Origin of the sequence: Glutamicibacter sp. MNS18 (assembly GCF_026107515.2) — a bacterium.
Taxonomy (GTDB): domain Bacteria; phylum Actinomycetota; class Actinomycetes; order Actinomycetales; family Micrococcaceae; genus Glutamicibacter.
Window position 1 is genome coordinate 338,853 of record NZ_JAPCHW010000003.1, and the last position, 15,596, is coordinate 354,448.

Genomic DNA, 15,596 nt, shown 5'->3' on the forward strand with positions numbered 1-15,596 from the left:
CTGGGGCCATTGTCAGCCAACTGACTGGTGTTTGGCCAGTTCGCCGATGAATTCGCTGATTTCCAGCTCGGCGTCGAACAGTGCGCCCAGTTCGGCGCGGTTCGATGCCAGCGGGTCGGGCATCGGCACCCGACGCAGTTTGCGTGCCCCGGGCAGCGAGAAGGACATCGCATCCCAGTTCGCCGCGATCACGTTCTCCGGGTAACGCTGCAGGACCATGCCACGGAAGTAGGCGCGGGTGTCCTCCGGCGGGCTGGTCACGGCGTGGGCGATCTGTTCGGCGCTGAACAGGGTTTCCATGCGGCCGCGGGCCGCCAACCTGTAGTACAGGCCCTTGTCCTGGCGCAGATCCGCCCATTGCAGGTCCATCAGCGCGATCCGCGCGTCGTCGAAACCGACCTGGTGGCGTTGGGCGAAAGAGGTCATCAACTGGTGTTTGGCGATCCAGTCCACGGTGGAGGCCGCCGCGGCCGGGTCGCTGGCCAGCAGCTCAAGGGTCCGCCGCCAGCGGGTGAGGATCTCGGTGGTGTCCGCATCGGTGACCAGGTGTTGGGCGCAGTAGGCCTCGGCGGCGTTCAGGTACTCGTGCTGGATGTCGATCGCGGTCATCAACCGGCCGTCGCGTAAACGCACGGTGGCCCGCAGCCCGGTGTCGTGGCTGATCTGCTGCAGGGCCGCCACCGGGTCGTCCAATTCCAGTACCGGGGCGTTTCCGGTCTCGATCAGCTCCAGCACCAGGTTGGTGGTGCCCACCCGCAGCAGGGTGGACACCTGGCCGAGGTTCGCATCCCCGATGATCACATGCAGCCGGCGGTACTTTTCCCAGCTGGCATGCGGTTCATCCCGGGTGTTGATGATCGGGCGGTTGACCGTGGTTTCCAGTCCGACCTCGGCCTCGAAGAAGTCGGCACGTTGCGAGATCTGGAAGTGCGGGTCCTGGCCCAGCTGCCCGCGGCCCACTCGTCCGGAGCCGCAGAAGATCTGGCGGGAGACGAAGAACGGGGTCAGCCCCGCCACAATGGAGGAGAACTCGACCGCGCGCGGCACCAGGTAGTTCTCGTGTGCCCCGTAGGAGACGGCCTTGTTGTCGGTGTTGTTCTTGTACAGCAGCAGTTCCCCGCCGCCGAGCAACCGCACCTGTTCGGCGGCCTGGCGCATCACCTCGTCCCCGGCCTGATCCCAGAGCACTGCGGCGCGTGGGGTGGTGACCTCGGGGCTGGAGTACTCGGGGTGGGCGTGGTCCACATAGAATCGGGCCCCGTTGCCCAACACCATGTTCATGACCACCTCGTTGCTGTCCTGCTCCTGGTAGATCGTCTGCCCGATCCGCGCATCCCCGGCGTCCAATGCCACAGATTCGGCGTCCCAGACCCGCTGCTCCCCCACGCTGGGTTCCACGTCGGTCAGCTGGGTGGGGTGCGCGTTCTCGCGGCTGACCCGGTAGCCGCGGGCATCCTGCAACGGGCTTTCATCGCTGTAGTCCCAGCGTGCCGCGCCCAGGTGGATCCGGCCCTGGCGCACCAGCTGGGCGTAGGCATCGACGATTTGCGCCGACAATACCGTGGCGTTGGCCTTGGGCATGGAAGGGCGGATGATGCCGTATTCGGTTTCCAGGCCCACCAGCCGGCGGGCACTCACGCGGTACCCCGCGAGCTGACCAGGGTGCGGATGTGGCTGATCTTCTCGCCCTTGCGCCCGGAAATCCGGGCCCAGTCATCCGGGTTGGTGGTATTGGGCATGTCCTCGTGCTCGGCGAATTCCTCGCGGACCGCGTTGAGCAGGTAGTCCATCTTCAGCCCGCGCTCGCCTTGTGTCAGCAGCGCCTTGATGGCCTGTTTCTTCGCCCGGTCCACCACGTTGCGAATCACCGCTCCGGAGGCGAAATCCTTGAAGTACAGGATCTCGGTATCCCCGTTGACGTAACTGACCTCAAGGTATTCGTTGTAGCTTTCCAGTGCGTACATTGCTTCCACGGTCTTGGCGATCATCCGTTCCACGGTGGCCTGCGCGTTGCCGTTATCGGCGTCGACCTCCGCATCATGCAGCGGCAGTTCGGTGGTCAGGTACTTGCCGAAGATCTCGGCGGCCCCTTCAGCGGTGGGGCGGCGGATCTTGATTTTCACGTCCAACCGTCCCGGGCGAAGGATCGCCGGGTCGATCATGTCCTCGCGGTTCGAGGCGCCGATCACGATCACGTTGTCCAACCGTTCCACACCGTCGATCTCGGCCAGCAACTGCGGGACGATGGTGGTTTCCACATCCGAGGACACCCCGGTTCCACGGGTGCGGAACAGCGAGTCCATCTCGTCGAAGAACACCACCACCGGGTCCCCGTGCAGCGCCTTCTCGCGGGCGCGGGCGAAGATCAGCCGGATGTGGCGTTCGGTTTCGCCCACGTACTTGTCCAGCAGTTCCGGGCCCTTGATGTTCAGGAAGTAGCTGCGCGCGGTCTCCCGCCCGGACTTGGCGGCAGCCCGTTGGGCCAGCGAATGGGCCACGGCCTTGGCGATCAGGGTCTTGCCACACCCCGGAGGGCCATAGAGCAGGATCCCCTTGGGCGCGCTCAACCCGTGTTCGCGGTACAGTTCCGGGTGGCTGAAGGGCAGCTCCACCGCATCCTGGATCGCCTCGATCTGGTTGCTCAGCCCTCCGATATCCGAATACGAGATATCCGGGACCTCCTCGAGCACCAATGATTGCATGTCGGTCAGCTGCACCCGGGCCATGGCTAAACCGGTACGCCCGTCCAGGGTCAGCTGGTCGCCGACCCGCAGGTGCTCCTCACGCAAGGGCTGGCCCAGCTCGATCACCCGCTGGTCGTCCGCCCGGGCCATCACCACCACCTGGTGGTTCTCCAGGATCTCCTTCACCGTGACCAGCTCACCGGTGTTCTCGTAGCCCAGTCCGGCCACCACGACCATCGCCTCATTCAGCAGCACCTGCTGGCCGATATGCAGTTTGTCGAAGTCCAGCAGCGGGCTGATGCCCACCCGCAGGCGCCGTCCGCCCTGGCTGACATCCACCGATTGCACGGCGGTGGACTCGATCCCCAGGCCCGGTTCGGGGTGCTTGCGCGGGAACTTGGCCAGGATGGTGCCATGGCTGAAGGGGGTGTCCCCGTCCTTTTCCAGCGCGGACTTCAGATCGATGATCTGTTCGCGGGTGCGCTCGAGCATCGCCACCAGCCGCTGGTTGTTGCCGCTGAGCGTGGCCAGTTGCCGATCCAGGTTGCGGTTCTTCTCCCGCAACACATTGACCTGTCGTTCACTCATCGACAGGCGTTCGGTGAGCTGTGGTTCGTTCTGCTCGGACACTTGATCACTCCCATGACATCGGCAACGGCACCCTACCCATTTCCGGCCGGCCCGTATTAGGTCATCCTACGAAGGAACACCGCGTCACCGGAATTCGGCGACGCGATATTGCCCACATAGTGAAATCTACTCCTGTTCGCGGGCCCGCGCAGGACGCGAGGCATCCCGGGCGGCACGACGCAGTTTCTTATCCGAGATCCCGCGCTCCCCCAGGGCCTGGGGGTTCCACTGCTCGTCGTCATGGTCCCGGGTCCAGGCCGAGACGTCCTCGGCGGCGAAGTTGTGCTCCTTGACCCGCTTGGCCTTGGGGATGCCCGAGGCGGCATCGGCCAGCCGGCGGGCGGTGATCAGGAATGCGGTGTGCGCGACCATGCGGTGGTCGGGGCGGACCGCCAGCCCGTCCACATGCCATCCGCGTACCAGCGTCTCGAAGCAGTCGGGCTCGGTGAACTGGCCGGAGGCGCGGATGGCTTCCACCACGCGGGACATCTGCGGGACGGTGGCCACGTAGTTGGTCCACACCCCGCCCGGGGCCAGCACGGTGGCGACCGCGTCCAGGCATTCCCAGGGGCTGAGCATGTCCAGCACCACGCGGTCCACGCTGCCCGGCTCCTCCAGTTCCACCACCTTGTCCTGGAAATCCCCGATGGAGATCTTCCAGGCCGGGTGCGGTCCGCCGAAGACGGTGTCCACGTTGCCGCGGGCGATCTCGGCGAATTCCTCGCGCCGTTCGAAGGAGTGCAGGGACCCGTGATCGCCGATGGCGCGCAACAGCGAGATCGACAGCGCCCCGGAACCCACCCCGGCCTCCACCACACGGGCGCCGGGGAAGATGTCGCCGAAGGCGACAATCTGGGCCGAATCCTTCGGGTAGATCACCGCGGCCCCGCGTGGCATCGAGAGCACGAAGTCCTTGGCCAGCGGACGCAGCAGCTGGTAGCGGTAGCCGTCGGCGTTCTCGATCACCGAGCCGTCGGGCAGCCCGATAATGTCCTCGTGCGGCAGGATGCCCTTATGCGAGTGGAAGGTGCCTCCGGCTTCCAGGGTGATGGTGTTGATCCGGCGCTTCTCGTCGGTCAGCTGGACCCGGTCGCCGATCCGGAAGGGGCCTCGACGGGACGACGCCCCGGTGGGCTGGGTGGTGCTGTTCTGGCTCACTGAGCTGTTCCTTTGACTAGTTGCATCACGAAGTTGTTGAAGAGTTGGTTAACGCACGTTCAGGGCGCGCAGGATCTGTTCCTGGTGCAGCACCCCGACAATATAACCCTCGTCGTTGATCACGGCGTACTCGGCGGTTTCCACGGTGGCCAGGTAGTGGATCAGCGCGTCCCCGTCGGCGTCGTCGGCGATCACCGCACCATTACCCAGGGCGCGGCTGATCGCGGTGGCCGGGGTCTGCGCGGCCGCGGATTCCGGCACCGCGCTGAGCGCCCCTTGGTCCACCACGGCGATCGGCATCCCCTGCGGGCTAACCAGGACGATCTGCCCGCCGCGTTGGGCCAGACGGTGGCGGATATCGGCGACGGTAGCCGAGCTGCCCATCCCGCTGGCAGGGCTCATCAGGCTTCCGGCCTTCAGCGCAGGCAGCCGCATGCGCAGCTTGGAATGGGCGATCAGCCCGGTGGTGGATTGCCACATGAACAGCGCCACCATCACCCCGATGACCAGGGTGGTCATCTCCAGTTCACGTCCGCTGACCAGCGGGATGACCGCGAACCAGATGACGATGCCCACGGCGATGGCCCGACCGACCCAGGAAGCGGCGATGGTGCCGCGTTCCTGGCTTCCGGTGGCCTTCCAGACCGCGCTTTCCACCAGCCGTCCGCCATCCAGCGGCAGTCCGGGCAGGATGTTGAACACCCCGAGCAGCAGGTTAGCGTAGATCACGAAGTTCAGGATCGCCCCGGGAACGAAGGGCAGCTCCACCAGGGAGTTCACCAGCCAGCCGGCCCCGGCGATCACGAAGTTGCTCAGCGGTCCGGCCAGGGCCACGGCCAGCGACGCGCCCGGGGTGGCCTTGAACGAACCGAACTGGGTGTGCCCGCCCCAGAGCGTCAACACGATATGCGCGTCGGGCCATTTGTAGTGCCGCGCCACCATGGCGTGGGCGACCTCGTGGATCAGCACCGCCAACGCGATCATGATCGAACAAGTGAACCCCAGCAGGTAGGCGGTGGGCGCCGGGACCCATTGCGCACGTTGCAGTTGCATCCCGAACACCACGGTGATCACCGCGGTGATCAGGAACCACGAATAGGCCAGGTAGACCGGCACCCCGGCAATCCGCCCGAGCTTCAGGCCGGGGGCTTTGTCTTTCGTTGCGCTCACGCGTTGATCGGCTCCAACCAGTTCTCGAGGTGGCCGGGGGTCAGGTCCGCCAGGCTGTCCAGACGGCGCCATGGCCCCTGGCCTGGATCGGTGGCGTTGGGAACCAGCACCGCATGCAGCCCGGCCCGGCTGGCGGCGGTGATCCCGGGCAGGGAGTCCTCGAATCCCACGCAGCGGGCCGGGTCCAGCCGTGTTTCGAATTTCTCGCCGAGCAGTTCCAGGCCGCGCAGGTAGGGCACCGGGGTGGGTTTGCCGCTGGGCACCTCATCACCGGCGACGGTCACGTCGAAGTAGCTGCCGGGCAGTTGCGCCAGGAAGTCGCTGACGATACCGCGTTCGCTCATGGTCACCAGCGCCTGGGGGATGCCTGCCGCGGAGAGTGCGGCGAGCAGTTCCAGCGCCCCGGGGCGCCAGATCAGTTCGGTCCGCAGCCCGCGGATCACCTCGCCCGACAGCGCGTCGATGATCTCGCGCGAGGTCAGGCGCACCCCCGCCTGCTGCAGCACCGTGGCCGCATCGGGCAGCGCGGCACCGACCAGCGCGTGGGCCTGCTCCGGGCTCCAGCTGCCACCGAAGGAGGTGACCAGGTTGGCCTCGGCGGCCATCCAGTAGGGTTCGGTGTCGATCAGGGTTCCGTCCATATCCCACAGCACGGCCTGCAGGTGGCTGGTGGGATGTGCGGGGTGTGGTGTCGAACTGTGGGTTGGCATGACTCAATTCTACGTGAGGGAAGCAAACCGGCGCTGTCCGCCGGCCAACAGACGACGGCGCGTGGGCCCTGGACCGCGCCGACTGAGGGTCAGCGGTTCGTTCTGCTCGAAGGGAGCCAAGTACATCCGGTGGACCTTGGCCTGCCGGCGCCAGCCCCTGCCGAGGCTCCGCTCCAGATCCCGTCGCCGTGCATCGCGCAACACCGCCGCGGCGCCGTCCAGGTCGGTTACGTACATCAGCAGATGCCCTCCCAGTACACCGGCCAGCCACAACGGCAACATGATCCCGAGCACCGCACGGGACGCCGGATTCACGGTGCCGCCGAAGATCCACAGGAACCAACATAGCGTCATCAGCAGGCCTGCCACGACGGCCAGCGGGGCGGATTCCCTTGCCAGGGCAATCGGACCCGCTGCGGGCTGAGGTGTGCTGCGGGGAACGACATGCCGCTGCAATTCCAACTCCTTCGCCCGCAGGCTGCGCCAGAGCAGCTCCAGGCACACCCCAAAGACCATCAGCAACAGAGCCACAGGCCACGCATTGGCTCCAAGCGCAACAAGGGTCGGGAGCAGTACGGGGAAGAGGCTGAAAAACGCCCGGCAGCCCTGGCGTGCGAACCATGTGCGCAGCTTCTTCCCACCGGCCTCCTTCTGGTGCAGTTCCCCTCCCGAAAAGGCTCCCTCTGCCTCGGAGAGGTACAGCTGCGCCAGGATCCTGAAGCATCCGATGCCCCGCTGGCCCAGGTATCTCAGGAGCAAAAGGAGCAAGAACAGCACGAGCAACACCACGCCTGCGTTCTGCGTCCACACGGATCTCGTATCGACAAGCGCTCCGAAAGACGCCAACGGCACCAACACCAATACAACCAGGAAGATCACCAGGTAGAACGCGTTTTCGACACGGCGTTTCCGCAACGTATCGTACAGCGATGGGCGGGCAAAGTACTGCTCGAAGCCCATGGCGCAACCGGTCAACACGAGGTACATGAACATCGTCTCGAACCCCGATCCGGCCCCGGTCATGGAAACCGGCACGGTGGCAGCATAGGGAAGCACGCCGCCAACCGCCCCGGCGGCTAATATCAACTGACCCGCTGACAAGACGGGAGGCAACAGCAAGTCAGCGCCCAGCACCAGGGCATGGGCCGAAACCAGGATCAGTGGTCCCAACTGTGCGCTACGCAGCATCAGCCGACTACGGTTGCCGGCCGGTCCTTCCCCGAGGCGCGTAGTCCGCAACTGCTCGAGCTGGTCCCGGACCACCCAGGACGGAGTCAGGTTGGAAAGGCGGATACCATCCTGGCGCAGCGCGCTGATCCTGACCGCCTCGATGCAGATGAACAGGCACAGCAATCCGCTGGTAGCAATCACCAGCGGGTTGAGGCGGTTGATCACACCAATCACCGCGATGCCCGCGGTCACCACGGCCATGCCCACAGCGAAACAGTATTCAAGCGTCGTGATCCGTTCCAGGCCGGCCAAAGACACCAGGACGCGAAGTGGCTGTCGGCCGCTCCTCCGGTTTTCACGTAGCCCGGATTCAATCTCCCCCATCCGTTTCGCCGAATCACTGACGGCCACTGCTGCGGCGATGGCGATGGCCGCTAGCACGGAGACCACTGCCAACCCCTCCTGCCTGAGAGCGAATGCCAACCGATAACGCAGGGTGTACAGTTCCTCCCGCAACGGTGTATCGGGGAGATATCCGAGCAGGAAGAAGACCATTGCGGTGCATAGGCCGACCAACAGGCCGACTGCGCACGCAGCACGGAGCACTCGGTTTCGCCCATGGTTGACCAGTTCTTGCAGATCCTGCTTTTTCTGCCGCATCTTGTCCTTTAGCTGTGAATAAACAACCCCACCAATCTATCAAGGACCACCCGTGTTTTAGTCAAGTGATTGGTTCATACGGATTCGCGGCGGCGCGCGGATCCAATAGGGAACCGGACCAGGTGGAGGGCCGGCGCACACGAATCGTCATTTTCCGCACCCCACGGCTTCCCACGTGCTAGACATAGCTACATGTCAACACGAGAACTTGCAGGCAAGCCGGTCAACCCCGTGGGTTTCGGGGCAATGAACATCACCCACGGGTACTCCGGCTTCCCCACCGACGAGCAGGCCGGCCGGCTGCTGAACCAGGCGCTGGATGCCGGGGTGGACCATATCGATACCGCCACCCTCTACGGCGCGTTCCGCAGCGAACGGCTGATCGGCCGGTACCTGGCGGGCCGCCGCGACGAGTACTTCCTGGCCTCCAAGGGCGGTTTATCCGTGGTGGACGGCCGGGGCATGATCGATGGGCGCCCCGAGACGCTGCGGAACCAGGTCGATGCCTCACTACAGCGCCTGGATACCGGGCATATCGACCTGTACTACCTGCACCGGCTTGACCGGCAAGTGCCGATCGAGGAGTCCATCGGCGCGTTGGCCGAGGCGGCGGTTGCCGGGAAGATCGGCGCCATCGGGCTGTCCGAGGTCTCGGTGCAGACCCTGCAACGGGCCGTGGCGGTGCACCCGATCGCCGCGGTGCAGAACGAGTACTCGCTGGCCACCCGCAACCCCGAGCTGGGCATGCTGCAGGCCTGCGCCGGGCAGGGCATCGCACTGGTCGGCTTCAGCCCGCTCTACCGTGGCTACCTGAGCGGGAACCTGCGCGAGGTCGACTCGCTGCCGCACAGCGATATGCGCCACCGCATGCCGCGCTTCGATGCCCGGAACTACCCGCACAACCTGCAACTGGTCGACCGGCTCGCCGCGCTGGCCGCACAGTGGGACACCAGTGCGGCGGCCCTGTCCCTGGCCTGGGTACTGGCCCAGGGCGGGCATGTCCACGTCATCCCCGGGACCAGAAACCCCGCGCACGTCATCGAGAACCTGGGCGCCGGGGCATTGCGGCTCAGCCCGGAGCAGGTGGCGCAGGTCGGGTCCATCATCAACCAGGACACCATCGCCGGACACCGCTACAGCCCCGCCCAGCGCTCCAGCATCGACAGCGAGGACTTCGCCCCGACCACCGGGGTTCCGCTCGGCGGCTAATGCACAAACCGGTGCGCCAGCGTTGCCCTGCGTACCGGGTCATGGAAGACTCGGCATTAACGGCCGGGGCAGGCACCGGCTGGAATCGGTGATGCAGGAGGATGGGGCACGGATGACTTCAGGTGGATCACGGCCAACCCTGACCGGGTTCGTCTCTCAAATGGGCCACGAGGCCCGACCGGCGGTGTTGGTGTGCGCCTTCGAGGGCTGGAACGATGCCGGATCTGCCGCCAGCGACGCGGTCCGCCTGGTCCTGGGGTCCGCCGATCCCGAGTACCTGGGCACCGTGGGCGACGACGAGTTCTACGACTACCAGTTCAGCCGACCCAAGGTGCGGCGCACCGATCACGGACGGGTGATCGACTGGCCGCAGACCGACGTCTACCGGTTGTCCTTGCCGCAGCAGCCCGCCGACCTGCTGATCGCCATCGGGGTGGAACCCACCTATCGTTGGAAGGCCTTCTGCCAGCAGGTCTTCCACCTGGCCTCCACGCACCGGGTGGCGCTGTGCCTCACGGTCGGCGCGCTGCTGGCCGATGTGCCGCACACCCGGCCGGTGCCGATCCTGCTGAACTCCGACAATCCCGCCCTGCAGGAGCATTTCGGCATAACGCATTCGAACTACGAGGGCCCCACCGGGATTCCCGGGGTGCTGGGAATGGTTTTCGAACAGCAGATGATCCCCACCTTCTCACTGTGGGCGCAACAGCCGCACTATGTGGCCCAGGCACCCAGCCCCAAGGTGCAGCTGGCCATCGTGGATGCCCTGGAGGAGCTGCTGGCCACGCATTTCCCCGCGGACCAGCTGCGTGATGACGCCCTGGCCTGGCAGCGCGGTGTCGACGAGCTGGCCGGTTCGGATGCCGATGTGGCCCGTTACGTCAGGCAACTGGAACAGGCGACCGACGCCAGCGGGCTTCCGGAAGCCAGCGGGGAGTCGATCGCCCGTGAATTCGAACGGTACCTCAAACGCCGCGATACCGGCCGCGGCGAATCGGGACCGAACTACGAGATCTAGATTTTCAGGCCCAGCAGCGAATCCAGGCCGCGGCGGATGACTTCTTCGCCTTCGCCGGAGCCCTCGGGATTGCCGGCAGCCCACTGGTCGATGGCCTGAAGTGCGGCCGGGGAGTTCAGGTCATCGGCCATCCGGGCACGGATCCGGGTCAGCAGCGCGGTGGCTTCGGCCAGCCCGGTGCCTTCAATGCGCTCACGCCAGCGCGCCACGCGTTCCTGCGCCGCCTCCAGCAGCTGATCGGTCCAGAACCAGTCGGTGCGGTAATGCTGGCCGAGCAGCACGGTGCGGATGGCCACCGGTTCCACCCCGGCTTCGCGCAGCTTCGAGACCAGTACCAGGTTGCCCAGCGACTTGCTCATTTTCTCGCCGTCCAGACCGACCATGCCGGTGTGGGCGAAGAGTTCGGCCAGCGGTTTGCCGTCGGCCGCCGAGGCGTGGGCGGCGGAGAACTCGTGGTGCGGGAAGATCAGGTCGCTGCCGCCGCCCTGCACGGTAAAGGGTGCAGGCAGCGTGGAGCGGGCGATGATCGAACACTCGATATGCCAGCCCGGACGTCCCGGACCCAGCCTGCCGCCGTCCCAGCTGGGCTCACCCTCCCGGGCGGCGCGCCACAACAGCGGGTCCAGCGGGTCGCGTTTACCTGCACGTTGCGGGTCTCCCCCGCGTTCGGCGGAGAACTGTTCCATGAGCTGGCGGTCGTAGCCGCTGACCGTTCCCAGCTGCCAGGCACCGTTCTGCGCGGCGATGGAGTCGAAGTAGATATCCCCTTCCACCCCGTCGTCCCCGGCCGGCACCGTGTAGCCGATCCCGCTGTCAACGAACTTCTCGATGTAGGGCACCAGCAGGTCGACGGTTTCCACGGCTCCCAGGTAGTGGTGCGGGGCAATGACGTTCAGTGCTTCCATATCCGAGCGGAACAGCTCGGTTTGCTCCCGCGCCAGTTCACGCCAATCCAGCCCGCGGTCCCGGGCCCGCTCCAGCAACGGATCATCCACGTCGGTGACGTTCTGCGTATAGGTGACCGTACGCCCGCTGTCCAACCAGGTGCGGTGCAACAGGTCGAAGGCCACATAGGTGGCCGCGTGGCCCATATGGGTGGCGTCATATGGGGTGATTCCGCAGACATACATGCTGGCCGGGGCGTTGGCCGTCTCGGCCGGGGCCGTCGGGCGTTTTCGCCCGGTGGCCGTGTCGAAGAGTTCCAGGATGGGGGCACTTCCGACGAGGTGCGGTACTTCCGGGCTGTTCCAAGCGTGCACGCAGGATTTCCTTTCAAGGGGTGCGAAGGCGGTCTCTACATGTGCCAAGTGCTCTGGTGGAGGGTTTTATTCCCCACTAGGCGTTTATGACACCGGCCCCGAGCATGATGAAGAGCGCCAGACCCAGCAGGATCCGGTACCAGACGAAAAGGCGGTAGGAATGCGAGGAGACGAACTTCAGGAACCAGCCCACGATGAAGAAGCCGACCACGAACGCGACCGCGGTAGCCAGGCCGGTTTGCGCCATGGAGTACACCATGGGTTCGGAGAAGGACTTGACCAGCTTGTAGACCCCGGAGAGGTAGACGGCGGGGATCGCCAGCAGGAAGGAGTAGCGGGCGGCCGCTTCACGGGTGTAGCCCATGAGCAAACCGGCGGTGATGGTACCGCCGGAGCGTGAAACACCCGGGATCAGCGCCATCGCCTGGGCGAAACCGTAGAGGATGCCGTGCTTGACGGTGAGTTTCTCCAGCGGCCGCACCTGTTTGCCGTAGTGGTCGGCGGCGGCCAGGAACAGGCCGAAGACCACCAGCATGGTGGCCACTACCCACAGCGAACGGAAGTTGGAATCGATGTAGTCCTCCAGCAGCAGGCCCAGCACACCGATGGGGATCGAACCCAGGATGATCAGCCAACCCATCTTGGCATCCGGATCCGAATGCGGTACCTTGCCCACAATCGCCTTGCACCAGGCGCCGATGATGCGCACGATATCCCGCCAGAAGAACAGCACCACGGCCGTTTCGGTACCCAACTGGGTGATGGCGGTAAACGCGGCACCGGGATCCTGCGCATTGGGCAGGAATTCGCCGACGATACGCAGGTGGGCCGAGGAGGAAATGGGCAGGAACTCTGTGAGCCCCTGGATCAGTCCCAAGAAAGCTGCTTCAAACCAATTCACCCCTCGACATTACTTCACCGCCTCGGGCATTGCGGAACCGAAAACGCCCAGCGGGTGAAAATCAGCCCGTGGTTGTAGTCACGCGTCGTCATTGGGTATCGAAAACGGCAGGAGTTCACCATACTTGTCATAAATGGCGTCGTCGTAGGCCTCGAAGGCATCGGCCAGCGAACCGAAGGCGGCGTCCACGGCGGAGTCGTTATCGCCCCGGCTTTGGGAGATCACCGACAGGTGGTGTTCCAAGCGGGCGATCAGGACCTGCAAGGCGTAGTTTGGGTCGATACTCATGCACTCACGCTACAACCGCAGTCAGCTAAAGGATAGGGGGCCACGTGAACCAGAAACACATCAAGGCACCATTGTTTCTCCCGGACGACGACCGGTTCGAGTACCTGGTGATCACCGCGTTTCCGGGTGAACCCAAGAACATCGCCCGGTCGGCGCTGAAGGAGCATGCCGAGAACGGCAAATGGGAGCTGTTGCGCACCTGCCGGTATGAGGGCGGCGGCTCCAGGTACTGGTTGCGCCGGAGGGTGATGCGGGTGGCCGGCACCCTGCAGGAGTCAGTCCTGCAGCGGACCAACTAGCCACGAGGCCACGGTGTTGGCCGCGGAGGCCGCATTGGACGGGTGGTACCAGCTGGCCTGGACATCACGATAGAGCCGTTCGAACTCGCTGCCGCGGAAATACCCTCCGCCGCCGATCAGCTGTCCGGCCACCGAAATGTTCTCGCGGGCCCAGTCCCCCGCCCGGGTGCGCAGGGTCACCAGTTTCGGGAACCAGGCCGGCCCGTGATCGACCAGCGCATCCAGGTCCCCGGTGACCTGTTGCTGCAGGGCGTCCAGGGTGATCATCCGCATGCCGGCCTCGGCCAGCAGCGAGCGGGGACCCAGATCCTGGCTGTACGGGCTCCCGTCATGGTGAATCCGACGGTCGACCGCCTCGGTGGCCAGTTCCAGCCCGCGTTCGGCCAGCCCGACGTAGACGCTGGCGGTCAGGGACAGGAACGCGGCGAAGATGCCGAAGACCAGCGGATCGGCGTTCGGGCCCACCGGGAGCCTCGAATGCACCCAGTGCGCCGGGGCCACGGCTCCTTCGAGCTTGGTGGTGTGCGACTGGCTGGCGCGCATCCCCAGCGTGTTCCAGTCCTCCAGGCTGCGCACCCCCGGACCGCGGGCCACGAACCCGTGCAGCAGTTGCCCCTCGGCGTTCTTGCCGAACACCCCGAGCCGGGTGAAGGCCGGGGCCAGCGAGGTGAAGATCTTGGTGCCGGTGAATTCCACCGCCCCGTCTGAACGCTCGACGGCCCGGGTGGTGGAGTCAAAGAGCACCGAGTCGTTGCCCGGTTCGCTGATGCCGAAGGCCATCACTTCCCCGGCGGCGATCCAGTCCTGGACCATGGCCAGCCGGGTATCGCCGCGCTCGTCGAGGATCTTGGCCACCGCACCCCAGACATGGTGCATGTTCACCGCCAGGGCGGTGGCTGGCGCCGCGGTGGCCAACCGGCGCTGGGCCAAGGCCAGGGTGCGCAGGTCCCAGCCGTATCCGCCGGACTCCACCGGCAGCAGCGCCTTGAGGTACCCGATCCGCACCAGGTCCGCGAAGTCCTCGGTGCAAAAACTGTTGTCCCGGTCGTAGCCGGCGGCCCGGGCGCGGAAGGTTTCCAGCAGCTGGTCATCCAGCAACTCGTTGATCTGCATGGGCACTCCTAGTATTCGCGCAACAGGCGTTCGAGGACCCGGACACCGAATTTGATGGAGGAAACCGGCACGCGTTCATCCACACCGTGGAACATCCCGGTGAAGTCCAGTTCGGCCGGCAGCTGCAACGGCGCGAATCCGTAACCGGTAATGCCCAGCGTAGCCAGCCACTTGTTGTCGGTGCCTCCGGAAAGCATGTACGGCAGCACCACGGCATCGGGGTCCTCCTCGAGCAGGGACTGGACCATCTGGTCCACCAGGGTCCCGGCGAAGGGCACCTCCAGGGATTGCTGCTGGTGCACCATGGACAGCTGCACGTGTTCGCCGGCCAGCTCGCGGATCGTCTCCACGGCCGCCTCGTGCTCCTCGGGCAGAGTGCGGCAATCGATCAACGCCTCGGCCTGGCCCGGGATCACGTTGTGCTTGTAGCCGGCTTCCAGCACCGAGGGGTTGGAGGTGTTCTGCAAGGTGGCCCCGACGAACCGGGAGACATTGCCCATCGCCTCCAGTAGCGGCTGCGGGTTCCGCTCGTCGAATTCCAGGCCGGTCAGTTCGGCCACCTCCTCCAGCAGTGCCCGGGTGGTCTTGGTGTACGACAGCGGCCACTGGTGCTCGCCGATCCTGGAGACCGCCCCGGCCAGCCGGGTGACCGCGTTCTCGGTGTTGATCTGCGAACCGTGCCCGGCCATCCCGGCGGCGGTGAGCTTGAGCCAGGCGATGCCCTTCTCGGCGGTCTGCAGCATGTAGGCGCGCCGTCCGTTGATCTCCACGGAGAACCCGCCGACCTCGCTGATCGCCTCGGTGGCCCCGGCGAACACCTCGGGATGGTTTTGAACCATCCAGCCTGCCCCGTAGTCCCCTCCGGCTTCCTCGTCGGCGAAGAACGCGATCACCAGGTCACGGGGAGGGACGATGCCTTGGCGGCGCATATGGCGTACCGCGGCGATGATCATGGCGTCCATGTTCTTCATGTCCACCGCGCCGCGGCCCCAGATCATCCCGTCGATGACCTCGGCGCCGAAGGGGTCCACGCTCCAGTCCTCGGCGATGGCCGGAACCACATCGAGGTGACCGTGCACCACTAGGGCCGGCAAGGACCGATCGGCCCCGGCCATCCGGGTGACCACGTTGGCCCGTCCCGGGGCGGACTCGTAGATCGTGGTTTCCAGCCCCACCTCGTCCAGCAGCCCGGCGACGTAGCGGGCCGCCTCGAGCTCCCCGGCGCCCTTGTTGCCACCGAAGTTAGTGGTGTCGATCTGGATCAGCTTGCGGCAGAACTCCACTGCCTCGGACTCCATGAGTTCAACTGCTTCCGGTGTTGTCATCT

General features: G+C 65.5%; 14 protein-coding genes. 3 read left to right on the forward strand and 11 right to left on the reverse strand.

The features are described from left to right. Nucleotides 1-12 precede the first annotated feature (12 nt). The 6 genes from dop to OK351_RS05190 form a co-directional block, all read right to left on the reverse strand. Complete coding sequence (gene dop / locus OK351_RS05165; RefSeq protein WP_265156460.1) at nucleotides 13-1,638, reverse strand: depupylase/deamidase Dop; 1,626 nt, start codon at nucleotides 1,636-1,638, stop codon at nucleotides 13-15. After that, nucleotides 1,635-3,272, reverse strand: a complete 1,638-nt coding sequence (gene arc, locus OK351_RS05170) for a proteasome ATPase (protein WP_265156726.1) — start codon at nucleotides 3,270-3,272, stop codon at nucleotides 1,635-1,637. Before arc ends, dop begins: the two co-directional genes overlap by 4 nt. A gap of 168 nt (nucleotides 3,273-3,440) precedes the next feature. Further along, the gene (locus tag OK351_RS05175; protein ID WP_265156462.1) at nucleotides 3,441-4,472 is read right to left on the reverse strand and encodes a tRNA (adenine-N1)-methyltransferase; all 1,032 of its coding nucleotides are present in this window, start codon (nucleotides 4,470-4,472) and stop codon (nucleotides 3,441-3,443) included. Nucleotides 4,473-4,520: 48 nt separating this feature from the next. Continuing rightward, a complete protein-coding gene (locus tag OK351_RS05180; protein WP_265156464.1) occupies nucleotides 4,521-5,642 on the reverse strand; it encodes a site-2 protease family protein in 1,122 nt (373 codons plus the stop codon). Next, nucleotides 5,639-6,352, reverse strand: coding sequence for an HAD family hydrolase (locus OK351_RS05185; protein WP_265156466.1), 714 nt, complete (start codon nucleotides 6,350-6,352; stop codon nucleotides 5,639-5,641). The genes OK351_RS05180 and OK351_RS05185 overlap by 4 nt, the downstream gene beginning before the upstream one ends. A 9-nt stretch (nucleotides 6,353-6,361) precedes the next feature. Then, nucleotides 6,362-8,182 (reverse strand): hypothetical protein, encoded by a 1,821-nt coding sequence (locus OK351_RS05190; protein WP_265156468.1) that lies wholly within the window; start codon nucleotides 8,180-8,182, stop codon nucleotides 6,362-6,364. A gap of 192 nt (nucleotides 8,183-8,374) precedes the next feature. Here OK351_RS05190 and OK351_RS05195 point away from each other — a divergent pair, with 192 nt between their 5' ends. After that, nucleotides 8,375-9,391, forward strand: a complete 1,017-nt coding sequence (locus tag OK351_RS05195) for an aldo/keto reductase (protein ID WP_265156470.1) — start codon at nucleotides 8,375-8,377, stop codon at nucleotides 9,389-9,391. Nucleotides 9,392-9,503: 112 nt separating this feature from the next. Further along, on the forward strand, nucleotides 9,504-10,409 hold the full coding sequence (locus tag OK351_RS05200) for a PAC2 family protein (protein WP_265156472.1): 906 nt from the start codon (nucleotides 9,504-9,506) through the stop codon (nucleotides 10,407-10,409). On the opposite strand, the gene mshC is transcribed toward OK351_RS05200, so the two are convergent. The 3 genes from mshC to OK351_RS05215 form a co-directional block, all read right to left on the reverse strand. Continuing rightward, entirely contained in the window at nucleotides 10,406-11,668 is a 1,263-nt protein-coding gene (mshC, locus tag OK351_RS05205) for a cysteine--1-D-myo-inosityl 2-amino-2-deoxy-alpha-D-glucopyranoside ligase (protein ID WP_265156474.1), read from the reverse strand. The two genes, OK351_RS05200 and mshC, sit on opposite strands and share 4 nt — an antisense overlap. Before the next feature lie 76 nt (nucleotides 11,669-11,744). Then, on the reverse strand, nucleotides 11,745-12,569 hold the full coding sequence (locus OK351_RS05210) for an undecaprenyl-diphosphate phosphatase (RefSeq protein ID WP_265156476.1): 825 nt from the start codon (nucleotides 12,567-12,569) through the stop codon (nucleotides 11,745-11,747). A gap of 78 nt (nucleotides 12,570-12,647) precedes the next feature. Then, nucleotides 12,648-12,857, reverse strand: a complete 210-nt coding sequence (locus OK351_RS05215) for a hypothetical protein (protein WP_265156478.1) — start codon at nucleotides 12,855-12,857, stop codon at nucleotides 12,648-12,650. 44 nt (nucleotides 12,858-12,901) lie between these two features. Here OK351_RS05215 and OK351_RS05220 point away from each other — a divergent pair, with 44 nt between their 5' ends. Further along, the gene (locus OK351_RS05220; protein WP_265156480.1) at nucleotides 12,902-13,156 is read left to right on the forward strand and encodes a DUF5703 family protein; all 255 of its coding nucleotides are present in this window, start codon (nucleotides 12,902-12,904) and stop codon (nucleotides 13,154-13,156) included. Here the strand turns inward: OK351_RS05220 and OK351_RS05225 are convergent. After that, nucleotides 13,133-14,269, reverse strand: coding sequence for an acyl-CoA dehydrogenase family protein (locus tag OK351_RS05225; RefSeq protein ID WP_265156482.1), 1,137 nt, complete (start codon nucleotides 14,267-14,269; stop codon nucleotides 13,133-13,135). The two genes, OK351_RS05220 and OK351_RS05225, sit on opposite strands and share 24 nt — an antisense overlap. Nucleotides 14,270-14,277: 8 nt before the next feature. Then, the gene (locus OK351_RS05230) at nucleotides 14,278-15,594 is read right to left on the reverse strand and encodes a M20/M25/M40 family metallo-hydrolase (protein WP_265156484.1); all 1,317 of its coding nucleotides are present in this window, start codon (nucleotides 15,592-15,594) and stop codon (nucleotides 14,278-14,280) included. Between the last annotated feature and the right edge of the window lie 2 nt (nucleotides 15,595-15,596).